This window comes from Rhizobacter sp. (assembly GCF_046595475.1).
Classification (GTDB): Bacteria; Pseudomonadota; Gammaproteobacteria; order Burkholderiales; family Burkholderiaceae_C; genus Rhizobacter.
Window position 1 is genome coordinate 24,440 of the sequence record NZ_JBKJOQ010000110.1, and the last position, 24,940, is coordinate 49,379.

The following is a 24,940-nucleotide window of genomic DNA, read 5'->3' on the forward strand; positions in this document are numbered from 1 at the left end:
ATGTCGCTAAACCCCCGCATCACCGAGTGGAAGGGCCGCGTCGTCTGGCTCATCGGCGCCTCGACCGGCATTGGCCGCGCGACCGCCGCATTGCTGCATGCGCAAGGTGCACAAGTCGTGGTGTCGGCTCGCAACGCCAATGCCTTGCAGGCCTTCGAGCTTGCACACCCCGGCAGCGCAGGGATCGCGTTTGACGCCACCGACCGCAGCGCGTTTGCGAGCGCCGCGCAACAGGTGGTGGCGCGCTTTGGGCGCATCGACCTCGCGCTGTACAGCGCTGGCTACTACAAGGCAATGCGGGCCACGCAGTTCGACCTCGATGAGGCACTGCGCCACCAAGAGGTGAACTATGTGGGCGCACTGCACATGCTCGACGCCGTGTTGCCGGTGCTACTGCGTCAGAAGGCAGGGCATGTGAGTGTGGTCTCCAGCGTGGCCGGCTACCGCGGCCTGCCCAACTCGCTGGCCTATGGGCCAACCAAGGCCGCGCTCATCAACCTCGCACAAACGCTCTACATGGACTTGCAACCCCTGGGCATAGGCACCTCAGTCATCAACCCCGGCTTCGTGGAGACGCCGCTGACCGCGCAGAACGAATTCGCCATGCCAGCGTTGCTCACGCCCGAGCAAGCGGCGCAAGAGATTCTCAAGGGCTGGGCGCAGGGCAAGTTCGAGATTCACTTCCCGAAGCGCTTCACGCTGTGGTTGAAGGCGCTCACGCATCTGAGCGACGGGCTGTACTTCCGCGCCATCCGGCGGAGCACGGGGCTGTGACCAGCACTCGTTTCAATGACCCGCGGGTGGCGCGCATCGTGGCGCTGTTCGAGCAGCTCACACCGGCCGACATCGAACGCTTAGGTGAGTTCTACGCACCCCTTGCCACCTTCAAAGACCCATTCAACGAGGTGCAAGGCTTGCCCGCGATCCAGCGTGTGTTCCGCCACATGTACGCCTCACTGCACGAGCCACGCTTTGTGGTGCGCGACGTGATCGTGCAAGGCGATCAGTGCTTTTTGAGCTGGGATTTTTTGTTTCGCTTCAAGCGCTTCAGCACGAACAAGCCGCAGACCGTACGCGGCGGCTCGCAACTGCAGCTCGACGCCATCGGCCTCATCACGCTGCACCGTGACTACTGGGATGCGGCCGAAGAGTTGTACGAGAAGCTGCCGCTCATCGGCACGCTGATGCGCTGGCTGAAGAAGCGCGCAAACAACTAATAGCTCTGTCGGCTACTTGAGCCAGCCCTTGCGGTGGAAGTACCAGAAGGGCGAGATGATGCTGATGAACATCAGGCCCAACGCCAGCGGGTAACCAAAGCGCCACTCCAGCTCGGGCATGGCCCTGAAATTCATGCCGTAGATGCTGGCGATCAGCGTGGGCGGCAGCAAGGCGACGCTCGCCACCGAGAAGATCTTGATGATCTTGTTCTGGTTGATGTTGATGAAACCGACCGTCGCGTCGAGCAAGAAGTTGATCTTGTCGAAGAGAAACGCCGTGTGGCTGTCGAGCGAATCGATGTCACGCAAGATCTGCCGTGCCTCTTCAAACTGCTCGGCGTTGAGCATGCGGCTGCGCATCATGAAGCTAACCGCGCGGCGTGTGTCCATCACGTTGCGGCGGATGCGGCCATTCAAGTCTTCCTCTCGCGCAATGGCCGCGAGCGCCTGGCCGGCGGCCTGGTCGTTGACCTCTTGCTTGAGCACGCGCGCGCTCACCTTCTCCAGGCTTTCGTAGATGTTCTCCAGCGCATCGGCGCTGTACTCGGCGTCCGCGTCGTAGAGCTTGAGCAGCACGTCTTTCGCGTCTTCGATCAGCGCCGGAATGCGCCGCGCCCGAAGCCGCAGCAGGCGAAACACCGGCAGGTCTTCGCCGTGGATGGAAAACAGCACCTTGTTGTGCAGGATGAAAGCCACGCGCACGTTGCGCGGGGTTTCGTCGTCGTCGATCAGGAAGTCGGAGCGTATGTGCAGCTCGCCGTTGTCTTCTTCATAGAAGCGGGCCGATTCTTCCAAGTCGTCGTCGACCACGTCTTCGGGAATGCTTACGCCAAAGTGCTGTGCGATCCAGCTTTTTTCTTCCCGTGTGGGCGACTCCAAGTCGACCCACACCGGGTGCACGTTGACCAGTGCCCCCGGGCTTTCGATTTCTTCTTGAAACAGCCGGCCATTGGCCAGCGTGAACACATTCAGCATGCAGGGGCTCCGACAGGTCCGGCAGGGGCTGCTTGACAGCACGATGCGGCGGGTGTGGCCAGGGAAGGGTGACGGGCTAACGTTTGAGAAACCGCCTCGCCCCGGGCCCGCGAGCGCATCAGCGCCGCGAAGGTGTGTCAGAGCGGACGGTCACCGAGGGTGACTGCTGTCCATATGCGTGATTCGCACTCCGTGAATGAAAACGCGAATTATCACACCCGCTCGCAAGCGCCATCAAGCCACCACATGGCCCTCGAATCAAGGGAAGACGGCATCGATCCGTGATGAAACTGGCGGTCTTTCGGCCCGTATCAACTGCTTGCACGAGCACACCTGCTCGCAGCGTTGTCACTCGCTTGTCACCTCCCACTTTCAGGCGCACACTGGTTTCAACGACTTCGGTCCACCCCTCTTTCCCGCCTTTCCCGCCTTTCCCTCCTCGCCTCCCCCGCTTTCCCCACCCCCTGCGAAAAGGAGTCCTCATGAATTTGACGATCAGCGGCCATCACCTCGAAGTGACACCGGCCTTGCGTGAGTATGTGCTTACCAAACTAGACCGGATCACGCGTCATTTCGACCAAGTCGTGGACATCAATGTGCTGCTGTCGGTAGAGAAGCTGAAGGAAAAGGAACGAAGGCAGAAGGCAGAGGTCACCCTCCATGTGAAGGGCAAAGACATCTTCGTGGAGAACTCGCACGAAGACCTCTATGCCGCCATCGACCAGCTAATGGACAAACTGGACCGCCAAGTCTGTCGCCACAAAGACAAACTGCAAGACCATCACCACGTGGCGGCCAAACGTCTTGACGCAACGCTTTGAATTCATCGCCACCTCCGGGTGCAAAACGCGGCCTTCGGGCCGCTTTTTTTCGCACAGAGTGAAGCAGCACCTGCAAATGCGGGGCCGAATTCGTTGCTGCAACGCAGCGGCAAGTGCACAATTCCTCGCAATGCCCGAGCACAGGTCCAGCCCGGGCATGAGGCCCATTTCTATAATTGCACACTCAGTCACTATTGAGTCCATGCCTCACATGAGGCCCAGAGCGTGACCTGCAGATGAACCGACTCTCCGCCATCCTGCCCCTCACCAACGTGCTCGTTGATGTCGAGGCCACCAGCAAGAAGCGCGCGTTCGAGCACGCAGGCCTGGTATTCGAAAACCAGCACGCGATTGCGCGTGCCACGGTCACCGACAACCTCTTTGCTCGCGAGCGCCTTGGCTCCACCGGCCTAGGCCACGGCGTGGCCATACCGCATGGCCGCATCAAGGGCCTGAAGAACCCGCTGGCCGCCGTGGTGCGCGTGCAGCAGGCAATTCCTTTCGATGCACCGGATGACGAAGCCGTCGGCCTGCTGATCTTCTTGCTGGTGCCAGAAGCGGCCACCCAGCGCCACCTTGAGATCCTCTCCGAGATCGCCGAAATGCTGAGCGATCGAGAGTTGCGTGAGCGCCTCAAGACAGAAATCAGCGCCGCCAAGGTGCACGAGCTCATTTCCAACTGGGAACCGTTGAAGTCCGTCGCATGATGACGAGACACGCAGCGACGAGACCAGACACCAGCGCGTGAAGCCCTCAGTCATCAGCGCGGAAGCGCTGTTCGAAGAACACCGCGCGGCCCTGCGCTGGGAATGGGTCGCAGGTCATGCCCACCCCGAGCGCCGCTTTGATGAAGCCGCTGTGCGAAATGCGCAGTCGGCTGCCGACTTGGTGGGCTACCTCAACTACATCCACCCCTACCGCGTGCAGATCGTGGGGCGGCGCGAGGTGGCCTACCTGCAAGACTCTTCCCCCGAAGACCAAGAGCGGCGCATCCAGCGCATCGTGACGCTGGAGCCACCGGTGGTCATCGTGGCCGACAACCAGACGCCTCCCGACAAGCTGGTCGCCCTTTGTGACCGCGCCGATATTCCACTCTTCGTCACCGACGGCTCGGCCGGTCATGTGATCGACGTGGTGCGCGGCTACTTGAGCCAGCTGTTCGCTGAGCGCACCACCCGCCACGGCGTCTTCATGGACATCCTGGGGGTGGGCGTGCTGCTCACCGGCGAGTCGGGCCTGGGCAAGAGCGAGCTCGGCCTGGAGCTGATCTCGCGCGGCCACGGCTTGGTGGCCGATGACGCGGTCGACCTCTATCGCATCTCGCAAACCGCCATCGAAGGCCGCTGCCCAGAGCTGCTAATGAACCTGCTGGAAGTGCGCGGCATCGGCCTGCTCGACATCAAATCGATCTTTGGCGAGACCGCGGTGCGCCGCAAGATGCGGCTCAAGCTCATCGTGCACCTGGTGCGCAAAGAGACGCTGGAGCGCGATTTCGAGCGCCTGCCCTATGAGCCGCTGAATGAAGACGTGCTCAGCATCCCGGTACGCAAGGTGGTGATTGCAGTGGATGCCGGCCGCAACCTGGCCGTGCTGGTGGAAGCAGCCGTGCGCAACACCATCCTGCAGCTGCGCGGCATAGACACCTACCGCGAGTTCATCGAGCGCCACCAGAAGGCCATGCAAAAGCCGGAGTGAATCGGCGGCTTGGCCGCGTGCTTACTTGGTTTTGTATTCGCAGTTCTTTTTCGTGCAGACGGCGTAGAGCGAGAGTGCGTGGTCTTGCAGCTCAAAGCCTCGCGCATGGGCCACGGCGTTTTGACGCTTCTCGATTTCCGCGTCGTAAAACTCTTCCACACGGCCGCAGTCGATACACACCAGGTGGTCATGGTGCTTGCCTTCGTTGAGCTCGAACACCGCCTTGCCCGACTCGAAATGGTTGCGCGACAAGATGCCCGCTTGTTCGAACTGCATCAGCACCCGGTAGACCGTGGCCAGGCCAACGTCAGCCCCTTCATTCAGCAGGGCCTTGAAGACGTCTTCAGCCGTCATGTGCCGCTGGTTGCTGTGCTGAAACACATCCAGGATCTTGATGCGCGGCAGCGTGGCCTTCAGGCCACTGCTCTTCAGGTCGTCGGCGTTGGACATGGGGTTTCTCGGCTGGTGCGCAACGGAGCAATGCGGGGGTCAGCCGCTAGAATCGTTGAATCATATCGAGGTTGGTTCGCCGCGGCGCCCCTACTACATCCATCATGCGCCTCCGCCTTATTTCTCCCCTCGGCTTGCTCGCCCTCACCGGGCTGGGTGCTTGCAGCTCCCTGCAGTCGAGCGACAACTTTCTCGGCTTCATCACGCCATACCGCGTGGAAGTGGTGCAGGGCAATGTGCTGACCAAGGAGCAAGTTGCTCTGGTCAAGCCCGGCCAGACGCGCAGCCAGGTGCGCGACGTGCTCGGCTCGCCGCTGCTCACCGACACCTTCCACGCCGACCGCTGGGATTACGTCTTCACCATTCGCCGCCAAGGCGCCGCGCCGCAGCAGCGCAAGGTGGTGGCGCTGTTTGAAGGCGAAAAGCTCAAGAGCATCGACGCTCCCGAGCTGCCTTCCGAGCGCGAATTTGTGGCCTCGATCGACACCTTCAAAAGTTCCAAGAAGGCACCGCCACTGGCCCTGACACCCGACGAAATCAAGGCCCTGCCGATCCCGCCCAAGCCGGAGCAGGCCGCTTCGGCCCCCGAAGGCCCGCTGCGCACCTACCCGCCGCTGGAGCCTCGTACGTGAGCGCTATTCGAGTCGCCGTCGCCGGCGCTTCGGGCCGCATGGGGCACATGTTGATTGAAGCCATCGCCGCGTCTGACGACTGCGTGCTGGCCGGTGCGCTCGACGTGCCGGGCAGCCCCGCGCTCGGCCAAGACGCCGCGGCTTTTCTCGGCCTCACGAGCGGCGTGCACATCAGCGCCGACCTGAAAAGCGGCCTGGCCAACGCGCAGGTGCTGATCGACTTCACCCGCCCTGAAGGCACCATGGCGCACCTGGCCGCCTGCCGCGAGCTGGGCATCAAGATGGTGATCGGCACCACGGGTCTGAGCGAGGCGCAGAAGGCCGAGATCGCCGCCCAGGCGCAGCACATCGCCATCGTGCACTCGCCCAACATGAGCGTAGGCGTCAACGTGGTGATGCGCCTCCTCGACATGGCCGCGCGCGCGCTGAACCAGGGCTATGACATCGAGGTCATCGAGGCCCACCACCGCCACAAGGTCGACGCCCCCAGCGGCACCGCGCTTGCCATGGGCGAGGTGGTGGCAGCCGCGCTGGGCCGCGACTTGAAAGACTGCGCCGTCTACGCCCGCGAAGGCGTGACCGGTGAGCGCGACCCCTCGACCATCGGCTTCGCCACCATCCGCGGCGGCGACATCATCGGCGACCACACCGTGCTCTTTGCCGGCACTGGCGAGCGCATCGAGATTGCGCACAAGGCCAGCAGCCGTGCCGGCTATGCGCAAGGCAGCCTGCGCTCAGTGCGTTTCCTGACCACACGTGACACAGGCCTCTTCAACATGAACGACGTACTGGGCCTGGCCTGAGATGGGCAGCTTCGCTCACTTCTGGCAGCAAGGCGATGCCATCACGCGCGGCGTGGCGGCGCTGCTCTTGCTCATGTCCATCAGCGCCTGGGTGCTGATTTTCTGGAAAGGCTGGCTGCTGCAGCGCGTGCGCAGCGACATGGCCCGCGCCGTGCCTGCCTTCTGGACCGCAGCCTCGCTCGACGGCGGCCGGGAGCAGCTGGCCGCCTTTGACCGCGAAGGCGTGCTGCGCCCCTTGCTCGCCGCGGCCACCACCGACCCGACCGGCGGCACGCTCGAAGCGCGCGGGCACATCGCCTCGCAGCTCACGCGCCGCTTGCGCGACGCCCTGCACCGCGTGCTCACGCAGCTGCAGTTCGGCCAGGTGGTGCTCGCCTCCATCGGCAGCACGGCGCCCTTCATCGGCCTCTTCGGCACGGTCTGGGGCATCTACCACGCGCTGCTGAGCATCTCGGCCGCGGGCACCATCACCATCGACCGCGTCTCCGGCCCGGTGGGCGAGGCCCTGGTGATGACGGCCGCCGGCCTGGCGGTGGCGATTCCCGCCGTGCTGGCCTACAACATTTTCAACAAGCGCGTCGCAGCTTGCGAGGCCGAGCTCGAAGGCTTTGCCCATGACCTGCGCGAGATGCTGGCCGAGGCGCCCGCCACGCCAGCCGCGCCCGCCACGCAAGCCGCCGCCTGACATGGCTTTCGGTCGCCTCGAGCGCAGCTCAGCGCCACCGCCGATGAGCGACATCAACATGACGCCGCTGATCGACGTGATGCTGGTGCTGCTGGTCATCTTCATGATCACCGCGCCGCTGATGAGCGCCAGCCTCAAGCTCGACCTGCCCAAGACCGATGCCGCCACCCCGAGCGACGTGCCCGACTTCATCGCCGTGGCCATCGACCCGCAGGGCCGCCTCTATGTGGGCGAGCAAACCTTGGCGCCCGCCGCTTTCGCCGAGCGCATGGCGCAGGCGGCCAAGAAAAACCCGCAAACCGAAGTGCAGCTGCGCGCCGACAAGAGCGTGCCCTACGGCCAGGTGGCCGAGCTCATCGGCATGGTGCAAAAGGCCGGCCTGACCCGCATTGGTTTCGTGGCCGAGCCTGCGGCCACCACGAAGCCCTGAATCGAAGCAGCGCGGCACTTCATCCCTTTCGGGTTGATCGTGCAGAACTCAATCACCCACGAGGTGAAGAAATTGCGCCGCGGCAGCGCGGGGGTCGGCAGCCTGTGTGAGCGCGCTCACCACCGCCACCGAGCCCACGCCACACGCCAGCACACCCGGCGCGCGTGCGAGGTCTATGCCTCCAATGGCCACCACCGGGTAGGCCGGTTGGTAGCGCTGCGCCCAATCGCGCAGCCGCGCCAGGCCCAGTGGCTTGTAGGCCATGGCCTTGAGCGTGGTCGGGTAGACGGGGCCCAGCGCCACATATGACGGCCGCACGGCATGGGCGCGCGACATCTCCAGCGGCGTGTGCGAGCTCACGCCCAGACGCAGGCCCGAGCGGCGCAGCGCAGGGATGTCGGCCTCGGCCAGGTCTTCTTGCCCCAGGTGCACGCCTTGTGCGCCAAGCTCAAGGGCGTCGCGCCAGTCGTCGTTGATGAAGAGTTGCGCGCCCGGCACTGCGCGCGCAGCCCGCACGGCCGCACGCAGCTGTGCGCGCCGCTCGGCTTCGGGCATGGTGCCGGCCTTGATGCGCAACTGCAGCGTGCGCACCCCCCACGTCAAAGCGCGCGTGATCCAGTCGACGTCGGGCAGCACGGCATAGAAGCCCAGCGGGTGAGCAGGCGGCAGAAATGAAGGCGGGTCTCGTGCATCGGGCGTGCCGGCCCAACGCAGCGTCGGCAGGGCTGCGCTCGAGAGCTTTGCCGCCGCGTGCGTGTTGGGCCTGCCCGCACCCACCCACAGAGCTTGCGCCACGCCTGCTGCAGTGCGCAGCTTGGCCTCACAGCTCGCATCGAACACATCCCAGCCCTGAGCGAGCATGCCCGCCAGCACTGCCGAAAACACGCAACCACTGCCGTGCGCGCTGCCTGGCGTGCGCGGGGTGGACAGCTCAGCGCAGCGCTCGCCGTCGTACACCCAATCCATGCTCTCCGGCCCCTCGCCGTGGCCACCTTTCACCACCACCGCGCCACGGCACAGCGCGCGCAGCTGGGGCAGGTGCTCAGCCACACGAGCCGGGCTCACCCCGACCAGCGCCGCAGCCTCGGGCAGGTTGGGCGTGATGACATCGGCGTGGCGCATCACCGTCCAAAGCGTCATCAGCCAACAGGCTTGGTGCGCCTCAAAGGCGTGCCGGCCGTTGGAGCCACTGAGCACCGGGTCGACCACCACCGGGCACGCCCTGGCGGCGAGAAAGTCGCTCACCTCGCGCGCCACCGCCACCGAGCCCAGCATGCCCACCTTGATGGCCGCGGGCTCGCCGTCACGCAGCACCGCTTGCAGGGCGTCGCGCACCACGGCGGCATCGACCGGCAGCACCTGCGCCAGGCCCTGGCTGTTTTGCACCGTCAACGCGGTGACCACGCTGCAGCCTCCCAGGCCCATCGCCGCCCAGGTGGCCAGGTCGGCCGTGATGCCGGCACCGTGGATCGGGTCGTGGCCCGCAATCGTCAACAAGCGCGTCATGCGTGTTGCCAAAACGGTGTGCCCAGCGTGGGCGTGGATGGCTGAGCCGTTTGCTGCACGCTCATCGGCGTGGCCTCGAAGGCCGCACGCCCGGCCGCCACGGCCTGCGCAAACGCAGCCGCCATGCGCACCGGGTCACCGGCCTGCGCCACAGCGGTGTTGAGCAGCACCGCGTCGAAGCCCATTTCCATCACCTGCGCCGCATGCGAGGGCAGGCCCAGGCCAGCATCGACCACCAGCACAGCCTGCGGCAGGCGCGCACGCAAGGCCTGCAAAGCGCTGGGGTTGACCACCCCGCGGCCGGTGCCTATGGGCGCTGCCCCCGGCATGATGGCGGCCACGCCGGCGTCGTGCAGGCGCTGCGCCACCACCAGGTCATCGCTGGTGTAGGCGAACACCTGAAAGCCTTCGCGCACCAGCACACGCGCCGCCTCCAGCGTGCCGTAAGGGTCGGGCTGCAGGCTGTAGTCGTCGCCCACCACTTCGAGCTTGATCCACGGGGTGGCGAAGATCTCGCGCGCCATGTGCGCGAGCGTGATGGCTTCTTGCGCGCTGTGGCAGCCGGCGGTGTTGGGCAGCACATGGCAGCCGAGATCGCGCACGCGTTGCCAGAAGGCGTTGCCGCCACCGTGCTCGGGCTGCAGGCGGCGCAGGCCCACCGTCAGCACTTCGGTGCCGCTGGCGCGCACCGCATCGGCCATGCACTGCAGCGAGGGGTAGCGGGCGGTGCCCAGCATGAGGCGGCTGTGCAGCGGGGTGCCGGCCACCGTCCAAGAGTTCGTTGACGCGTTGCTCATGGATCAGCCCCCTGTCACCGGCGCAATCACCTCAACCCGGTCGCCGGGCTGCAGCACCGTCTGCGCCCAACGCTCGCGCGGCACGAAGCTGCGGTTGACCGCGCAGGCAAATGCCGCTTGAAGAGAGTAGCCCTGGGCCTGCAGGAGCGCGGGCAAGCCGTGGCCCTGTGCTTCGATGTCACGGCCGTTGAGCGATACGGTGATGGCGTCGGTGGAGTTCATGCGTTGAGCCGTTGAGTCAATTGATCGACGAGCGCCGGGGCGCACAGAAAGCCGTGGCGGTACAGGCCGTTGAGCTGCCACACACCGGCCTGCTGACGCAGCGCGGGGCAGTGGTCATCGAGCGTGGGCCGCAAGGCCGCGGCAATATTCAACACGCGAGCCTCGGCAAAGGCCGGGTGCAGGCTGTACAGCGCGCTGCCCAGCTCCAGCACCGAGCGCAGCGTGGCCGGGCCGCTGTCTTCGGACTCCAGCTCGGTGGCCCCCACCACGTAACGATGCCCGGGGCGCGGCGCGACATAGAGCTGGTAGCGCGGGTGCATCAGGCGCACCGGGCGCTGCAGAGCCACGCCTTCGCAGGCGACGGTAAGGATCTCGCCCCGCACACCGCGCAGGCCGGGCCAGTCGGTGCGTGCGCCGAGGCCACGCGTGTCGATCACCGCATCGGCCGAGCACACGCCCAGCGCGCTGTGCAACTCGTGCTCTGCCAAGTGCTGCACCTCGACGCCTTCATGCCACTGCACACCGGCCGCATCGAGCGCCACGGCCAGCGCCGCCATCAGCTCGTCGTTGGCGAGCTGGCCTTCGCCTTCGAGCAGCAGGCCTTGCGGGAAGCGGCCCGCCAGCGCCGGCTCCACCGCCGCCAACGCAGCGGCATCCAGCGTCTTGATCTGCATTGCGTGCGCCGCGGGCAGCTTGCGTCGCAGCAAACACTCAAACTGCTGCAGGCTGCCCGCATCGGCCGCATGTGCCAGCACCAGCGTGCCCTCACGGCGGTAGTACACCGAGCGCCCGCTGTCGGCGTGAAGCGCATCGAGCCACTGCGGCCACAGCGCCATGGCCTGCTGCGCCAGCGCGTACACCGCACCACCAGCCACCGCCAGCTCGGCGAGCGGCGCGAGCATCGCCGCAGCCACCATGCTGGGCGAACGGGCGTCGCGACGCTGACGGGCGTCAAACAGGCTCACGCGCCAACCGGTGCGTACCAGTCTCCAGGCCACCAGGCGACCCGCCAGGCCCGCGCCTGCAATCGCAACATGCGGCACCGTGCGCCCCTCAGAGGTAGAGCGAGCTGCCAGCCGCGCGAAACGCCTCGGCCTTGTCGTCCATCGCCTGTCGGATGGGGATGGTCGCCGCCCCTTGCTGCGCGGCGTACTCACGCACTTCTTGCGTGATCTTCATCGAGCAAAACTTGGGGCCGCACATCGAGCAGAAGTGCGCCACCTTGGCGTTCTCTTTTGGCAGCGTTTCGTCGTGATACGCCATCGCGGTGTCGGGGTCGATGGCGAGGCGAAACTGGTCTTCCCAGCGAAACTCGAAGCGCGCTTTGGAAATCGCGTTGTCCCACATCTGCGCACCCGCAAAGCCCTTGCCCAGATCGGCCGCATGCGCGGCGATCTTGTAGGCGATCAGGCCTTGTTTCACGTCGTCGCGGTTGGGCAGGCCCAGGTGCTCTTTGGGTGTGACGTAGCAGAGCATCGCGGTGCCATACCAGCCGATGTTGGCCGCCCCCATGGCCGACGAGATGTGGTCATAGCCAGGAGAGATGTCAGTGATCAGCGGGCCCAGCGTGTAGAAGGGTGCATCGAAGCAGGCTTCGAGCTGGCGGTCGACGTTCTCTTTCACCATCTGCAGCGGCACGTGGCCCGGGCCTTCGATCATCACCTGCACATCGTGCTGCCAAGCGACCTGCGTCAGCTCGCCCAGGGTTTGCAGCTCTGCAAACTGCGCCGCGTCGTTGGCGTCAGCTATCGAGCCGGGGCGCAGGCCGTCGCCCAGCGAGAAGCACACGTCGTAGGCTTTCATGATGTCGCAGATCTCTTCGAAGTGCTCATACAAGAAGCTCTCGCGGTGGTGCGCCAGGCACCACTTGGCCATGATGGCGCCGCCGCGCGAGACGATGCCGGTGAGCCGCCCCGCAGTCAGCGGCACATAGGCCAGGCGCACGCCGGCGTGGATGGTGAAGTAGTCCACCCCCTGCTCGGCTTGCTCGATGAGCGTGTCGCGAAACAGCGGCCAGGTCAGATCTTCGGCGCGGCCGTTCACCTTCTCCAATGCCTGGTAAATGGGCACCGTGCCTATGGGCACTGGCGAGTTGCGCACGATCCACTCGCGCGTCTCATGGATGTGGTCACCGGTCGACAAATCCATCACCGTGTCGGCGCCCCAGCGCAGCGCCCACACCAGCTTGTCGACCTCTTCTTCGATGCCCGAGCTCACGGCCGAGTTGCCAATGTTGGCGTTGACCTTCACCGCGAAGTTGCGCCCGATCACCATGGGCTCGCTCTCGGGGTGCTTGACGTTGCAGGGGATCACCGCGCGCCCCGCAGCCACCTCGTCGCGCACAAACTCGGGCGTGATGTCGCGCACCAGGCGCGCGCCGAAGGGGTGGCCGGGGTGCGGCGCGCGCTCTTGCGCGAGGCGCTCGCGCACCTGGGCGCGCAGCAGGTTTTCGCGCAGCGCCACAAACTCCATCTCGGGCGTGACGATGCCGCGCCGCGCAAAGTGCATCTGCGACTGGTTGGCACTGTGGGCGCGCTCGGCAATCCACGGCGCGCGCAGCGGCGACAGGCCACGCGCAAGGTCTATCTGCGCCTGCGGGTCGGTGTAGGGGCCGGAGCTGTCGTACACCCGCAGCGGCGGGTTGGGCACGTGCTGATCGCCACCGACGAGGGTGTCGCTCAGCGAGATCTCGCGAAAGGGAACGCGCAGCTCAGGCCGCGAGCCTTGCAGGTAGACCTTGTGCGATCCGGGGAAAGGGGTGCGCGTGATGCGGCGCGAAATGTCGTCGGTGTCGACTCGGGCAAGGGTCTTGGCCATAGGCGCTCCAGGAGTGGGTGCCTGCCTGGAGACCGCGCTTGCAAACTCCCGAAAGAGCGAGCGCCGAAGCCGAGTGCATTGTTTCCTACGCGGGGATGACCCCAATCAGGTTCAACGGGTTAGGCGCTTTGCACCCTCTCAGCCTCGGACTTCACAATCCTCGGCACCCCGACAAGCGGGCGCATTCTATGCACGCTCGTCGGGGCTGCGCAAGCACTACTTTCAGCGCACCGAGTTGTAGTTGACCGGCACGAACACGTAGCCCTTGCCTTCCGTGCGCAGGTGGCCAATGCCAGGGAAAGGCAGGTGGGCGCTGGCGATCCAGTAGCCGCCCTTGGCTGCATCGGCAAACGCGCGTTTGCGCTGCACGGCCGCGGCCTTGGAGTCGCTGTCGAACTTGATCGTCACCGCGGGCTTGGGGAACTGCACCGCTGCCACATGCATCAGGTCGCCCCACAGCACCAGCTTCTGGCCCTTGGACTCGACCACGTAGATGTTGTGCCCCGGCGTGTGGCCGTGAGCGGCGACCGCCTTCACGCCCGGCACGATCTCGGCCTCACCCGTCAGGCCCTTGAACTTGCCGGCGCTCACATAAGGGTTCAGCGACAGCTGCGCACCCTGGAAGAAGCCTTTCATTTCCTTGGGCGCCTTTTCCAGGTTGGCGGCGCTGAGCCAGAAGTCGGCGTCTTCCTGGCCGGCGTAGACCGTCGCATTCGGGAAGGCAATCTTCCCGTCTTGAATCAAGCCACCGACGTGGTCGCCATGCAGGTGGGTGATGACGACCGCATCGACTTGATCGGCCTGGTAGCCCGCCGCCTTGAGGTTGGCGTGCAGCTGGTCGAGCCCAGGGCCAAACAGTGCAGCCGCGCCGGCATCGACCAGCACCAGCTGGGTGCCGGTGTTAATAAGGTACGCATTGACCGAGGTGGGCACCGCCTCACCCTGGAACGATCGCTTGAGCAGCGCGCTGACTTCGGTCTTGGTGGTGTCGGTGAGCAGCTCGTTGGGCTTCAGATCGAGCACACCGTCGAGCAAGGCGGTGACTTCAAAGTCGCCGAGCATCATGCGGTAGTAGCCCGGCGCCTGGGTCTTGACTTGCGGCGCGGCCGCATGCGCAGTGAAGGCGAGCAGCAGGCCGCTGGCCAACGCTACAAAGCCGTGGCGCAGTGATTGCGAGACTGTCATGAATGATCCCTCGTGTTGTGATGGCAGAGGGCGCAAAGCATAGGGGCGCAGACCATGTTTCGCCGGCCGCAGCGAGGTATCCCTTTTGATGACAGGGCAGCTGTCACAAAATCAGCGTTGAATCAAACGCCGGCCTTCGCAAACACCACCACCGACACCCCACGCGCCGGCTCGACGCCATCGGCGTTCTGGTACGAATGCGGCAGGTTGCCGGGGAAGGCCAGCACGTCGCCTTCACTCAGTGTGTAGCGCTCGCCCGCCACCATCAGGTTGACGCTGCCATCGAGGCAGGTGAAAAACTCGCGCGTGCCTGGCAGGTGAGGCGTGCCGCCCATCACCGCGCCGGGGGCGAAGTCCATCACCTCCATCATCTCGTCGGGCACGGGCTCGGGCACCAGCTCTCGAATGCTCACACCGCGGCCCTTCACACGGCGCACCACCTCGCTGCTCGCCCAGCGGCGCACCATCGCGCGCGGCGAGGCCAGCAGCTCGTCTATCGGCACGCCCAGCGCACCCGCCACCTTCACCAGCACGGCAAGCGACGGGTTGCCCTCGCCCGACTCAAGGTTGGCAATGGTCGAGCGCGGCACTGCCGCCGCCTTGGCCAGGCCATCTTGTGTGAGCGAGCGGGTGTGGCGCAGGCTCACCAGGTTGCGCGCCAGATGGGCGGCGACTGGCGAGTCGGGGCTGGCTTCTGGGTTCGCTGCAGAGCTGGCGTCAAGAGCGGGCATGGTGGGCTGCATTGTGCGACGACCCTGTCCAACTGATGAACCTTGTGCCAATGCGTTGGACAAGGCACTCGCCGCCAACGCCATGGCTGCCTATCGTCACCCTATCGCAATGAAAAGGCACTCACCATGAGCACCCCCAACACATCAAACGACCTGCGCGTGGCCATCACCGGCGGCACCTCGGGCCTCGGCCTCGCCCTTGTTCAGCAGCTCAGCGCACGCGGCGCACGCGTGGCCTTCGTGGCGCGCGACGCGCAGCGCGTGGCGGCACTCGCACACACCCTGCCGGGCACACACGGGCTGGTCGGCGATGTCTCTCGCAAGGCCGACACCTACCCGCTGGCGATGCAGATCACCGCCGCGCTCGACGGGCTCGACGTGCTGATTCACAACGCCTCGCACCTCGGCCCCGTGCCGCTGGCTTTGCTGGCCGATACCGAATGCGAAGACTTCGAGGCTGCGCTCGCCACCAACCTGCTCGGCCCCTTCCGCCTGACCAAGGCACTGCTTGGTGCGCTGAGCGCATCGGCCCGCGACGGCCGGCCCGCACTGGTGATCCACATCACGAGCGACGCCGCCGTGTCGCCCTACCCCGGCTGGGGCGCCTACGGTGCGAGCAAGGCCGCGCTATCGCACATGAGCCGCATCTGGCACGAAGAGCTGCGCGAGCACGGCGTGCAGGTGATCGCCGTCGACCCCGGCGACATGGACACACCCCTACACGCCCTGGCCGTGCCCGACGCCGACCCCGCCACGCTCAAGCCCCCGGCGCAAGCCGCGGCCGAGATCATCGCCCTCATCGACAAGGCCCTCGCATGAAAGCCGCCACCGCTGCCACCCAACGCCCGCGCGACGCGCGCCTGCTTGTGGTCGACGCACAAGGCCAGCTGCACCACGCGGCACGCGACGCCCTGCCGCGCTTCACCCGCCCCGGCGACCTGCTGGTGGCCAACGACGCCGCCACGTTGCCCGCCAGCCTGAGTGGCGTGCACCTGCGCAGCCAGCAGCCGATCGAGGTGCGGCTGGCCGGCCGGCGCTCGCTCGCGGTCGACGACGTGCGCGAGTTCACGGCCATCGTCTTCGGCGCTGGTGACCACCGCACACGCACCGAAGACCGCGCTGCGCCGCCAGCACTGCGGCCCGGCGACGCGCTGGCCCTGGGCCCACTGCGCGCCGAGGTGTTGCACACGCTGGGCCACCCGCGCCTCATCTCCCTGCGCTTTGCGGGCACGCCCGACGCCATCTGGGCCGGCCTGGCCCGCCACGGCAAACCCATTCAGTACGCCCACATGCGCGAGGCCTTGGCGTTGTGGGATGTGTGGACGCGCGTGGCCGCGCTGCCAGTCGCTTTCGAGCCGCCCTCGGCCGGTTTCGTGCTCGACTGGCGGCTGTTGCAAGCGCTGCGCGAGCGCGGTGTGGCGTTTGCCACGCTCACGCATGCAGCCGGCATCTCGTCAACCGGTGACGATGCGCTCGACGCGCGCCTGCCCTTTGACGAGCCCTATCACCTGCCCGAGGCCACGGTGCAGGCCATTGCGCGGGCGCACCGGTGCAGCGGCCGCGTGATCGCGCTGGGCACCACCGTGACCCGCGCGCTGGAGCACGCCGCCGCGCAGGGTGGGTTGCACAGCGGCACGGGCGTGGCCACGCAGCGCATCGGCGCCGACACGACCCTGCGCGTGGTCGATGCCCTCATCAGCGGCACCCATGAGCCCGGCACCTCGCACCACGGCCTGCTGCGGGCCTTCGCCAGCGAACCACTGCTGCGGCATGTAGACGAAGCGCTGGAAGCCGGCCACTACCGCACCCATGAGTTCGGCGATTCGGTGCTCATCGAGCGGGCTCCGCGGCGCTTGCCTTCGTCGGCACCCGATCAGGCAATACCGCACGTGGCATGAGGGCCGCAGCGGGTTTTTTGGGGTTGTTTGCCGCGCCGCTAGCTCGAATAATCGTGCGTACTCAAAACTCGAAACCGTTGGAGCCCCTTCATGCGCAAACCCGCTGCATACGCCCACGCCGCCCTAGCGCTCACCTTGGCGCTGATGATCGGCGCAGCCGAGGCCGCACCTTCCACAGCCTTCGACCCCGCCGTCCAGGTGCAGGGCACACAGCTGCAGCTCAACGGTGCCGGCACGCGCTACAAGGCCTTCTTCAAGGTGTACGACATGGCGCTTTACACCGCCAAGAAGGTCACCACCCCCGAAGAGCTGCTGGCCCTGCCCGGCCCCAAGCGCCTGCAATTCACCGCACTGCGCGACCTGCCCGGCACCGACCTCGGCCGCTTGTTCATCAAGGGCCTGGGCGAAAACTCGCCGAAAGAGATGGTGCAGAAGCACGCCATTTCCACCACGCGCTTCATCGAGATCTTCTCCGGCAAGTCCAAGCTCGTGTCTGGCGAGTCGTTTGCGATGGAGTTTCTGCCGGGCAAGGGCACGCAGTTCTACATCGTTGGAAAACCCCAGGGCGAGCCCGTGGGCGACGCCGAATTCTTCGCCATGGTGCTCAAAATCTGGGTCGGCAACTCACCCGCTGACAGCTCGCTGAAAGACGCGCTGCTGGGCAACGATCGCTAGGCATGAGGGTGCTCATGTCGGCCTCTCTGTCGGCAACCACGTCGCTTTGCGGCTGACCCCCATGCCACTGCTGCGCGGCTTGCTTGATCGCGCGGTGCTCATCGTCGGCGTGTTCGCGGGCGGCATGGTGCCCGGCTATCTGGCGCAGTACCGCCAGCGCGTGGGCGGCGCGCTGGGCCAAGCCCTCAAAGACCTGGCCCCATTTCAAGACATCGCCAACCGCTTTCACGGAGGCAGCCTCGACAAGCTGATCCAACACCACTTGGCCAGCACCGATGCGAGCTTTCATGCCGAAGGCTCAGCCATCCAGGCCATCGTCGATTCGGTGGCGTCATTGCAGACGAGCCTGGCCGCGCTCAACACCGACGTGTTCCACCAAGCCTTCTACCTGCTGGCGCACGCCGACACCGCCATGGCGCAAGCCACCTGGGCGGCGCATCGCCCAGCCTTCGGGCTCAGCCTCGACAGCCTGCTGATGGCCGCGGCGTTCGGGCTCAGCGTATGGGTCGTGTTCCTCGCCATCTGGTGGGCCATTGCAGCGCTGCTGGCCAGGCGCGGCGCAGGCGCGGGCCGCCGTTACGCGCGCTGACGCAAGCTCTAACAGCTCCGGCAAGAAGCGCCGGCAAAAAAGCGCCGGACCACCTTGAAATTGGCGCTCGCAGAGGTGCGGTTCAGCGCACCTGCCGCTGAACCGCCCGTTTGAACTCGAAATAAGCGGGGCGGGGTTGCCCAGACCCATCAATCAAGCCATAGCGCTCTGTCATCCCGAGGTCGCGCAGTGCGAACCAGAACAGCGGCTGGTCGATGCCCCCCGAGGCCGGCACTGCGTCGATGAGCAAGCGCAACTGGTCTGCGGGCTGATCAGTGCCGTACTCGGTGATCCACACCGGCGGGCGGCGGCCCTGCAATCGCTGCAGCTGGTCGCCCACCGCCTGCCGGATCTGGACGAGCCGGCCCTCGCCGCCGTAAGGGTGGATCGACACCGCGTCAACACACGCTGGTGGCAGCTGCGAGAACACGTTGTCGATGAACGCCGCAGGCTCATGCCCGTTGGGCGACAACGCCCCGGCCACCAAGGGGGCAGGGTCGCCTGCGCCGCGCAGGCCGCGGTTCACGGCCGCCACGGTGTCGGCGTACAAGCGGGCGTCCTCCGCAGCCGACAGCTGGGCGAACGGCCAGCCGTAGCCCGGCAAGTTCGGCTCGTTGAACGCTTCCCAGGCCGCGACCCGTCCTCGCGCCCATTGCCCGGCGGCGCGCGAGAACGCCTGTGCACGCTCGGCGAAACGGGTCGTATCGGCACGGGCCCAATCGGGCGGGTGGTTGATGATCAACAGCACAGGCACGCCTCGCTGCTGCGCCTGCGCGATGAATGATTCGTAGGCGGACCAATCCGGGTGCCCCTCGGCCACTTCGACGTCACGCCAGTAGAGGTCAGCGCGCAGCCATGGCGCGCCCAAGTCCGTGAGGGCCGACCACATGGCGGCGTCGAAAGGCGGGTGCGCTGCCACACCCAAAGTGGGTGTGGCAGCGCGCGATGCGGCGGTGCAGGCACTTTGCGCAGGAGAGGGGGTCGGTACCGTGGCGGGTGGACTGGCCGGCGCGGCGGCGCCGCCGCAACCGGCCCCCGAAGTCATTGCAGCGGTGGCGATCCAGAACGCGATGCGGTGCCAGCGGCGGCGTTGTGTCGCAAGGGCAATGGAGAGGTGCATGGGGGGTCCGTGGGCAACACAACAACAACTGCACCGAGGAGCCTACCGCAGCCGCGGCGCCACACGCACTGATACACGCTCGCGCAGTCCCGCACCGGCGCTCAAAGGCCCGCACCCCTCGCGGCGCGCATGCCTGCCAACAAGCTCAGCTGCTCCTTTTGAATCTCGATCAGCTCGCCCCACTGCGTCTCGCGCAGCTGGTCGATCTTCTCGTGCAGCAGCATGATCTCCAGCTCGGCCTTGAGGTTGACCTCGTAGTCGTGTTCTGCGCTCAGTCGGTCTTTCTCTGACTGCCGGTTCTGCGACATCAAGATGACCGGCGCCTGGATGGCGGCGAGCATGGAGAGAAACAGGTTGAGCAGGATGTACGGGTAAGGGTCGAAAGTGTTGCTCCGGGTCGCCAGCAAGAAAGCGTTGAGCAGCACCCAGGCCAACATCACGGCGGCGAACAGGCCGACGAAAGTCCAAGAGCCGCCGAACCGGGCCACGGCATCGGCGGCGCGCTGCCCCTGTGTGGGCCGCTCGGCAAAGTCTTTCACCACATTGCGCGCAATGTGCTTGCGCTGTGCGACATGCCGCGCCACCTTCTGGGTCGAGGCGTCCAGCGTGGCAAAGGGCACACCCAGGAGCCGGGATGAGATGTCGTCGTGCTTGTGCATTGGAGCCTCGCTTCCCCCACGGCGTGGAGAGGCCTGATTGTGGTGCCGCATCAGGGCATGTTCACACCCACTGAGCGCTCAGGCCCGGCGTCCATTCGGGCGCGTGGTATTCCCCATTGATCGGGTCCCGAACATAGCTGAGACGATGCGCACCGCGCGCAATCGCATGCAATGCCGCGACGAACCGATCTATTTCGTCTGTCGTGTTGTAGACCCCAAAGCTTGCACGCACCAGGCCCGGCATGTCGACACGCCCGCCGTCGTCCAAGCCGGCTTGCAGCCGACGAACATCGTGCTGCGTCAAACCCAACAGATGCGCCAGGTAAGGGTGGGCGCAAAAACAGCCACTGCGCACACCAATGCCATGCTCGGCCGACAAGATCGCTGCCACCAGAGCGTGCGGCAGATTGCCCAAGCGGAACGGGATCACGCCCAGGCGTTGCGATGCGCCGCCAGGGTCGGCATCGCCGTACACCCGCAGCCCCTGCACACCGGCTAAGCCGCGCAAGGCATGCGCCACCAAACCCGCTTCATGGTGTGCCACGGCGTCCATGCCGATGGCACCCAGGGCCTTGATCGCGGCAGCCAGCGCCACCGCGCCCACCACATTGGGGGTACCGGCTTCATCACGCTCGGGCGCCGCGGCCCAGGCCACCGAGTCGGTGGACACATGGCGTATGGTCCCGCCGCCTCGGTGCTCGGGTTCACCGTGCTCGAAGGTGTCGCGCCGGCCGATCAGCGCACCCACTCCGAAGGGCGCGTACATCTTGTGGGCCGAAAGCACCAGGTAGTCGATGTGCGCCGGGTCGGCAAGCTCACCCATGTCGATGCGGCGGTGCGGCGCCAGCTGGGCCGCGTCGACGAGGATGCGCGCACCCGCCGCATGCGCAAGCTCCGCCAGCCTGTGGATGTCTGGCATGAAGCCGGTCACGTTGGAGCCCCCGGTCACGGCCACCAGCTTGACGCGGCCTGCATGCCTCGCAAGCAGGTGCTCGACATGAGCCTCGTCCAGCCGCCCCATCGCGTCGGCTGCGATGTGTTCCACCCGGGCTCGTGCGCGCCAGGGCAGGTCGTTGCTGTGGTGATCCAGCGTCGACACGAGCACCACGTCGTCGGGAGCCAGCGCCAGTCGATACGAGAGTTTGTTGATGGCCTCGGTGGTGTTCTTGCCGAAGATGACGACATGCGCTTGCGCATGCTCTTGCGCATTTGCGCCGACAAAGGCGGCAACCGTCTCGCGCGCATCCTCATAGGCTCGGGTCGCCACACGGCTCTTGTAGCCGGCACCGCGGTGTACTGACGAATACCAGGGCATGAAGTTGTTGACGGCCGCCAACACCTCGCGCAACACCGGTGTGCTCGCCGCGTTGTCGAGATTGATGTAAGGCCGTGTCGTGCCGTCAATCAAGGGCACGTGCTGGTCGACACCCACCATGCGCTCGCGCACCGATGCGAGCGCGAGTTGCTTCATCGACGCGGCTCCAACGAGCACACACCACCACTGCAGATCTCGAAGGCTTCATCTTTCTCTGCCCAGCCGCGCCTGACCATCAGCGCGTGAATCTCGCAACCCAGGCACAGGCCCAGCACGGCCTCCAGCCACATCAGTGCGAGGCACAGCAGGCAGATGGAAAGCGGCAGCGCCCCGCGAATGCCGGTGTTGGTGATGACCGTCATCGCAGCCGACAACACCAGGCCCAGCGCCCAGGCGAAACGTTTGGGTTTGGCCGAGACCCACAAGGGCGCTTGCCGTCGCACCATTGCGCGTGCGATCAAGCCGATGGGGCTGTGTCTGATGCCCAGCATGAGCCGGCTCAGGAACTCGACAAAGAACAAGGCCGTGACGATCTGGATCGGCCAGTACAGCTTGGCGAAATACGCATAGACAAACGCCACCGCACCCAACACCAGGGTGAGCCCGGCCGCGGCACGCACCTCATGCTCGTTGAAGACCGCAGCGCGTACCGCCCGGCCCTCGGCGCTCAGGCCTGCGATCACCTGGCCGAACCGGCCGCTCGTCAGCGCGAGCTCGTTGCGGCTCACGGCAGCACCCGCACGATGGCGAGCCCGGTGGCGAGGCCGTTGCGTGCGGAGCCAGCAGCGACGATCTTGCCGTCGGGCTGCACCACCACATCCATCGCACCGTCGGTCGCGCCGAAGAAGTCGACCTGCACCAGACCCGCGGTGCCGAAGCCGGTATCCACGGCACCACTGCTCAGATAGCGCGCCACGCCAAAGTCGGCGCTGAGCGAGCCCGACACCTGGCCTGCCAGCACGATGCGGCCGTCAGCCTGCAGCGCCAAGCCGCGGCCGTAGTCATTGCGCGTGCTGAAGTCTGTGCGCACGAGACCGGCAGTGCCGAAGCCGGTGTCTAGCGTGCCGTTCGCGTTCAAGCGGAGCAGGGCAAAACGATAGCTGCTGCCGAAGGCGGCCTGACCGCCGACGACGATCTTGCCGTCGCCCTGCACGGCGAGGTCGCTCGCTTCGTCCCACACATTGCCGCCAAAGTCGATGCGCACGATGCCACTGCTGCCGAAGCCGGCATCAAGCGTGCCATTGGGCAGGTAGCGGGCCAGGCCAAAGTCGGGATTGGCGCCGCCATTGGCGGCCACCCGGCCCGCCACCACGATCTTGCCGTCGGGCTGCAGCGCGGCGGCGTAGCCGAAGTCGGCCGTGCCGGCGATGTTGGTCGTGACCTTGCCGCCCACGCCGAAGCCTGTGTCAAGCGCGCCGTTGGCCAGGTAACGCACCAAGGCCAGGTCTTGGTCGGCGCTCGTGCCGGAGCCCAGGGTGGCGATGCCGGCGGCCACGATCTTGCCGTCGGCCTGCACCAGCACCGCATAGGCCCGATCGGTGCTGCCGGTGAAGTCGGTGACGACCTTGCCGCCGCTGCCAAAGGTGGTGTCGAGGCTGCCGTCTGCGTTGTAGCGCAGCACCACCATGTCCTGGTTGAACACCACCGGCAGCGCGGTGTAGCCGGCCACAACCACCCGACCGTCAGCCTGCACTGCGAGCGCCTGCATGGCGTCGAGCCCGCCTCCGTTGGCGACGATGGTCACCCTGCCCGCGGTGCCGAAGCCCGCGTCGGTCGAACCATCGGCGTTGTAGCGCGACAGGGTCATGCCGCCAAGCAAGAGCAGCTTGCCATCGGCCTGCAGCGCCAGTGCCTTGGCGGCCGGGAGCGTGTTGCTGAGCTTGCCCGCGCTGCCAAAGCCGGCGTCCAACGAGCTGTTGGGTGCGGGGCTTGTGCAGGCCACGACGATGTTCGTCACGTTGGCACCGGGGACCGTACCGCTGCCGTTGGTGACCGTGCAGGTCTGCGCCGGGTTGGCCGGCTGGGTGGTGACACTCACCGCATAGGCCAGGCCATCGGCCAGCGGGCTGGCAAACGTGAAGCTCCCGTCTGCCACCGGCTGCACCGTCTCGCCGCCGTTGGTGTTGCGCAAGCTCAGGCCGCTGCCTTGCAAGCCGGTGACGGTGCCGCCCAGCGTGAAGCTTGCAGGCGGCGGGGGCGTCTCGTCGTCGACGATCGTCACCACGGTGCTCGCTTGTGGCCCCAGCACCGCGCAACCCCGGAGCTCAGAGAGCGTGAGCGTGAGCCTGCGATCGGGGTCGACCAGGCTGTTGTTGATGAGCGGCACGGCCACGTAGCGCTGGCCTTGCTCGCCATCGGCAAACCTGACCAGTGTGGACACGGCCTGGTAGTCGGCCCCCGCGTGGGCGCTGTCATCTTGTGTGGCCACGCGAACCGTCAGCGCACCGACGCCCCCGCCGCTGCGCGTGACCCAGACCGGCACCATGCCCCCCACAGAAGCCTCGGTGGCCACCGTCGAATCAGAATCAAATTGCAGCACGCCGGCCGCGGGGTCAACGCCAGTAGCGCAAGCGGGCGCCGCTTGCACCGGTGCGGGCGCTGGCGGTGTCCCCGCCACACCCACCGTACCCGCCGCCACGGTGACCGGCGCGACGCCATTGCTGCGATAGGTCACACCGGAGAGCTTTTGCGGATCGCGCAAAAACACCCCGGCATACGACTCACGCTGGCGCCGATTGTTGGTATCGGCCGTGACGGCCACCACGACCCTGAACTCTTCGTCGCGGTTCACCAGATCGAGTGGAATGTGAATGACCGTGCTCTGCCTCAGGAAGGCACGGGCGTGGGTATGGTCGGCGTTGAAGTCAACGTTGTCGCTGTAGACAAAGTCTGGCTGTTGATCGAAGAGTAGGTTGCCGTCACCGGCCGGCCCAGAATTGAAGTGCCACGCCGGGTAAAGAGACAGCTTGCCTTTGATATAGCCGTAGAGGTGGGAAAACACCGAACCATGGGTGAGGTCGACCTGGCTGGAGCCGGTGACGTTGCCATTGGCGTCCTTGATCGGGATCTCTTTCCACGCGAACACCTCGTAGGTGAGCTTGGCGTCGATCAAGTTGCCGCACTCGTAGGTGGTGATGTCGACGCCCTCGGGATCGGGGTGAGTCTCCCTGGAGCAGCCACGCGTGTTCGCCGGGTTGAACGGGTTGTAGTCCATCGCTTCGAGGGTCGACTCCGAGATCACCAGGTCCATGTCGGCAGCGTCGGTGGTCTTGCGAAACGCCTGGAACTGGTTGTAGTAGACCGAGCTGCCGATGGGGCTCTGCGGCACCCTCACGTCACCCATGGGAGCTTGCGTGGCCACCCAGTAGGTGTCGCCTGCGGCGTTGGAGAACACTTCGCCTATCGCCTCGAACGGGACGCCTGGGGGTGCGATGGCGAGCGGCCCAAAGCTGTGTTGCAGGTTGACCGGCCGGTTGCCGGAGCTCGTGTTGGGAACCACCACCGCGGTACTGCCGTCCGGGTGGTGCACCGACATCTCCCAGTTGCGCGACACCCAGTTGTCCGGCTGCGCAGGCGGGGGCGGCGGCTCGTCGGAGCCTCCGCCGCACGACACGAGCATGGTCAGCGCGGCGAGGCCAAGCGCGCGGCCCAGGGCGCGCACATGCCGCCCCGCAAGAGAGCGGCCAACAAAGGAGAAGGGGGTGATGGCGGGCAACAT

Annotated in this window: 27 protein-coding genes and 1 riboswitch; of the genes, 13 read left to right on the top strand and 14 right to left on the bottom strand. The window is 66.1% G+C overall.

The genetic code is table 11. The features are described from left to right. Positions 1 to 774, top strand: a complete 774-nt coding sequence (locus AC30QB_RS19900; RefSeq protein ID WP_489548008.1) for an SDR family NAD(P)-dependent oxidoreductase — start codon at positions 1 to 3, stop codon at positions 772 to 774. Next, the gene (locus AC30QB_RS19905) at positions 771 to 1,217 is read left to right on the top strand and encodes a nuclear transport factor 2 family protein (protein WP_489548009.1); all 447 of its coding nucleotides are present in this window, start codon (positions 771 to 773) and stop codon (positions 1,215 to 1,217) included. Before AC30QB_RS19900 ends, AC30QB_RS19905 begins: the two co-directional genes overlap by 4 nt. A gap of 12 nt (positions 1,218 to 1,229) precedes the next feature. On the opposite strand, the gene corA is transcribed toward AC30QB_RS19905, so the two are convergent. Further along, on the bottom strand, positions 1,230 to 2,192 hold the full coding sequence (gene corA, locus AC30QB_RS19910; protein WP_489548010.1) for a magnesium/cobalt transporter CorA: 963 nt from the start codon (positions 2,190 to 2,192) through the stop codon (positions 1,230 to 1,232). Between the two features lie 482 nt (positions 2,193 to 2,674). On the opposite strand from corA, the gene hpf reads away from it, so the two are divergent. The 3 genes from hpf to hprK all read left to right on the top strand — a co-directional run bounded on the left by hpf (position 2,675) and on the right by hprK (position 4,708). Continuing rightward, positions 2,675 to 3,013, top strand: a complete 339-nt coding sequence (hpf, locus tag AC30QB_RS19915) for a ribosome hibernation-promoting factor, HPF/YfiA family (RefSeq protein ID WP_489539831.1) — start codon at positions 2,675 to 2,677, stop codon at positions 3,011 to 3,013. Between the two features lie 236 nt (positions 3,014 to 3,249). Continuing rightward, entirely contained in the window at positions 3,250 to 3,720 is a 471-nt protein-coding gene (locus tag AC30QB_RS19920; protein ID WP_489548011.1) for a PTS sugar transporter subunit IIA, read from the top strand. A gap of 37 nt (positions 3,721 to 3,757) precedes the next feature. Then, on the top strand, positions 3,758 to 4,708 hold the full coding sequence (gene hprK, locus AC30QB_RS19925; protein WP_489548012.1) for an HPr(Ser) kinase/phosphatase: 951 nt from the start codon (positions 3,758 to 3,760) through the stop codon (positions 4,706 to 4,708). A 21-nt stretch (positions 4,709 to 4,729) separates the two neighbouring features. On the opposite strand, the gene fur is transcribed toward hprK, so the two are convergent. Then, on the bottom strand, positions 4,730 to 5,158 hold the full coding sequence (gene fur / locus AC30QB_RS19930; protein ID WP_489548013.1) for a ferric iron uptake transcriptional regulator: 429 nt from the start codon (positions 5,156 to 5,158) through the stop codon (positions 4,730 to 4,732). A 104-nt stretch (positions 5,159 to 5,262) separates the two neighbouring features. On the opposite strand from fur, the gene AC30QB_RS19935 reads away from it, so the two are divergent. Genes AC30QB_RS19935 through AC30QB_RS19950 form a run of 4 tightly spaced genes read left to right on the top strand, consistent with a single transcriptional unit; the run spans position 5,263 to position 7,708 of the window. Beyond that, the gene (locus AC30QB_RS19935; RefSeq protein WP_489548014.1) at positions 5,263 to 5,790 is read left to right on the top strand and encodes an outer membrane protein assembly factor BamE; all 528 of its coding nucleotides are present in this window, start codon (positions 5,263 to 5,265) and stop codon (positions 5,788 to 5,790) included. After that, a complete protein-coding gene (dapB, locus tag AC30QB_RS19940; protein ID WP_489548015.1) occupies positions 5,787 to 6,593 on the top strand; it encodes a 4-hydroxy-tetrahydrodipicolinate reductase in 807 nt (268 codons plus the stop codon). Before AC30QB_RS19935 ends, dapB begins: the two co-directional genes overlap by 4 nt. A gap of 1 nt (position 6,594) precedes the next feature. Next, complete coding sequence (locus AC30QB_RS19945; RefSeq protein ID WP_489548016.1) at positions 6,595 to 7,278, top strand: MotA/TolQ/ExbB proton channel family protein; 684 nt, start codon at positions 6,595 to 6,597, stop codon at positions 7,276 to 7,278. Between the two features lies 1 nt (position 7,279). Continuing rightward, on the top strand, positions 7,280 to 7,708 hold the full coding sequence (locus AC30QB_RS19950) for an ExbD/TolR family protein (protein ID WP_489548017.1): 429 nt from the start codon (positions 7,280 to 7,282) through the stop codon (positions 7,706 to 7,708). A gap of 48 nt (positions 7,709 to 7,756) precedes the next feature. Here AC30QB_RS19950 and thiE read toward each other — a convergent pair whose 3' ends face one another. The 7 genes from thiE to AC30QB_RS19985 form a co-directional block, all read right to left on the bottom strand. Beyond that, positions 7,757 to 9,214 (bottom strand): thiamine phosphate synthase, encoded by a 1,458-nt coding sequence (thiE, locus tag AC30QB_RS19955; RefSeq protein ID WP_489548018.1) that lies wholly within the window; start codon positions 9,212 to 9,214, stop codon positions 7,757 to 7,759. Then, complete coding sequence (locus AC30QB_RS19960) at positions 9,211 to 10,011, bottom strand: thiazole synthase (protein WP_489548019.1); 801 nt, start codon at positions 10,009 to 10,011, stop codon at positions 9,211 to 9,213. Before AC30QB_RS19960 ends, thiE begins: the two co-directional genes overlap by 4 nt. 3 nt (positions 10,012 to 10,014) lie before the next feature. After that, a complete protein-coding gene (thiS, locus tag AC30QB_RS19965; RefSeq protein WP_489548020.1) occupies positions 10,015 to 10,233 on the bottom strand; it encodes a sulfur carrier protein ThiS in 219 nt (72 codons plus the stop codon). Next, positions 10,230 to 11,276 (bottom strand): glycine oxidase ThiO, encoded by a 1,047-nt coding sequence (thiO, locus tag AC30QB_RS19970; RefSeq protein ID WP_489548021.1) that lies wholly within the window; start codon positions 11,274 to 11,276, stop codon positions 10,230 to 10,232. Before thiO ends, thiS begins: the two co-directional genes overlap by 4 nt. 10 nt (positions 11,277 to 11,286) lie before the next feature. Beyond that, complete coding sequence (gene thiC, locus AC30QB_RS19975; protein WP_489548022.1) at positions 11,287 to 13,050, bottom strand: phosphomethylpyrimidine synthase ThiC; 1,764 nt, start codon at positions 13,048 to 13,050, stop codon at positions 11,287 to 11,289. Between the two features lie 65 nt (positions 13,051 to 13,115). Next, positions 13,116 to 13,231: riboswitch (TPP riboswitch) on the bottom strand. A 41-nt stretch (positions 13,232 to 13,272) separates the two neighbouring features. After that, positions 13,273 to 14,235 (bottom strand): MBL fold metallo-hydrolase, encoded by a 963-nt coding sequence (locus AC30QB_RS19980; RefSeq protein WP_489548023.1) that lies wholly within the window; start codon positions 14,233 to 14,235, stop codon positions 13,273 to 13,275. Between the two features lie 122 nt (positions 14,236 to 14,357). Continuing rightward, positions 14,358 to 14,966 carry an XRE family transcriptional regulator gene (locus AC30QB_RS19985; RefSeq protein ID WP_489548024.1) on the bottom strand — a complete coding sequence of 203 codons (609 nt, stop codon included), beginning with the start codon at positions 14,964 to 14,966 and terminating at the stop codon, positions 14,358 to 14,360. A 126-nt stretch (positions 14,967 to 15,092) separates the two neighbouring features. Between AC30QB_RS19985 and AC30QB_RS19990 the strand changes: the two genes are divergently transcribed. The 4 genes from AC30QB_RS19990 to AC30QB_RS20005 all read left to right on the top strand — a co-directional run bounded on the left by AC30QB_RS19990 (position 15,093) and on the right by AC30QB_RS20005 (position 18,128). Further along, positions 15,093 to 15,785, top strand: a complete 693-nt coding sequence (locus tag AC30QB_RS19990; protein ID WP_489548025.1) for an SDR family NAD(P)-dependent oxidoreductase — start codon at positions 15,093 to 15,095, stop codon at positions 15,783 to 15,785. After that, positions 15,782 to 16,864, top strand: a complete 1,083-nt coding sequence (locus AC30QB_RS19995) for an S-adenosylmethionine:tRNA ribosyltransferase-isomerase (RefSeq protein ID WP_489548026.1) — start codon at positions 15,782 to 15,784, stop codon at positions 16,862 to 16,864. The genes AC30QB_RS19990 and AC30QB_RS19995 overlap by 4 nt, the downstream gene beginning before the upstream one ends. Positions 16,865 to 16,954: 90 nt before the next feature. Beyond that, on the top strand, positions 16,955 to 17,539 hold the full coding sequence (locus tag AC30QB_RS20000) for a chalcone isomerase family protein (RefSeq protein ID WP_489548027.1): 585 nt from the start codon (positions 16,955 to 16,957) through the stop codon (positions 17,537 to 17,539). 61 nt (positions 17,540 to 17,600) lie between these two features. After that, entirely contained in the window at positions 17,601 to 18,128 is a 528-nt protein-coding gene (locus tag AC30QB_RS20005) for a DUF2937 family protein (protein WP_489548028.1), read from the top strand. 82 nt (positions 18,129 to 18,210) lie between these two features. Here the strand turns inward: AC30QB_RS20005 and AC30QB_RS20010 are convergent, their stop codons facing one another. The 5 genes from AC30QB_RS20010 to AC30QB_RS20030 form a co-directional block, all read right to left on the bottom strand. Continuing rightward, on the bottom strand, positions 18,211 to 19,248 hold the full coding sequence (locus AC30QB_RS20010; RefSeq protein ID WP_489548029.1) for a glycosyl hydrolase: 1,038 nt from the start codon (positions 19,246 to 19,248) through the stop codon (positions 18,211 to 18,213). A 101-nt stretch (positions 19,249 to 19,349) separates the two neighbouring features. Beyond that, on the bottom strand, positions 19,350 to 19,907 hold the full coding sequence (locus AC30QB_RS20015) for a DUF1003 domain-containing protein (RefSeq protein ID WP_489548030.1): 558 nt from the start codon (positions 19,905 to 19,907) through the stop codon (positions 19,350 to 19,352). A 61-nt stretch (positions 19,908 to 19,968) separates the two neighbouring features. Further along, on the bottom strand, positions 19,969 to 21,378 hold the full coding sequence (locus tag AC30QB_RS20020; protein ID WP_489548031.1) for an aminotransferase class V-fold PLP-dependent enzyme: 1,410 nt from the start codon (positions 21,376 to 21,378) through the stop codon (positions 19,969 to 19,971). Beyond that, positions 21,375 to 21,950, bottom strand: a complete 576-nt coding sequence (locus tag AC30QB_RS20025; RefSeq protein WP_489548032.1) for a DUF4395 domain-containing protein — start codon at positions 21,948 to 21,950, stop codon at positions 21,375 to 21,377. The genes AC30QB_RS20020 and AC30QB_RS20025 overlap by 4 nt, the downstream gene beginning before the upstream one ends. After that, entirely contained in the window at positions 21,947 to 24,940 is a 2,994-nt protein-coding gene (locus AC30QB_RS20030; protein ID WP_489548033.1) for a Calx-beta domain-containing protein, read from the bottom strand. The genes AC30QB_RS20025 and AC30QB_RS20030 overlap by 4 nt, the downstream gene beginning before the upstream one ends.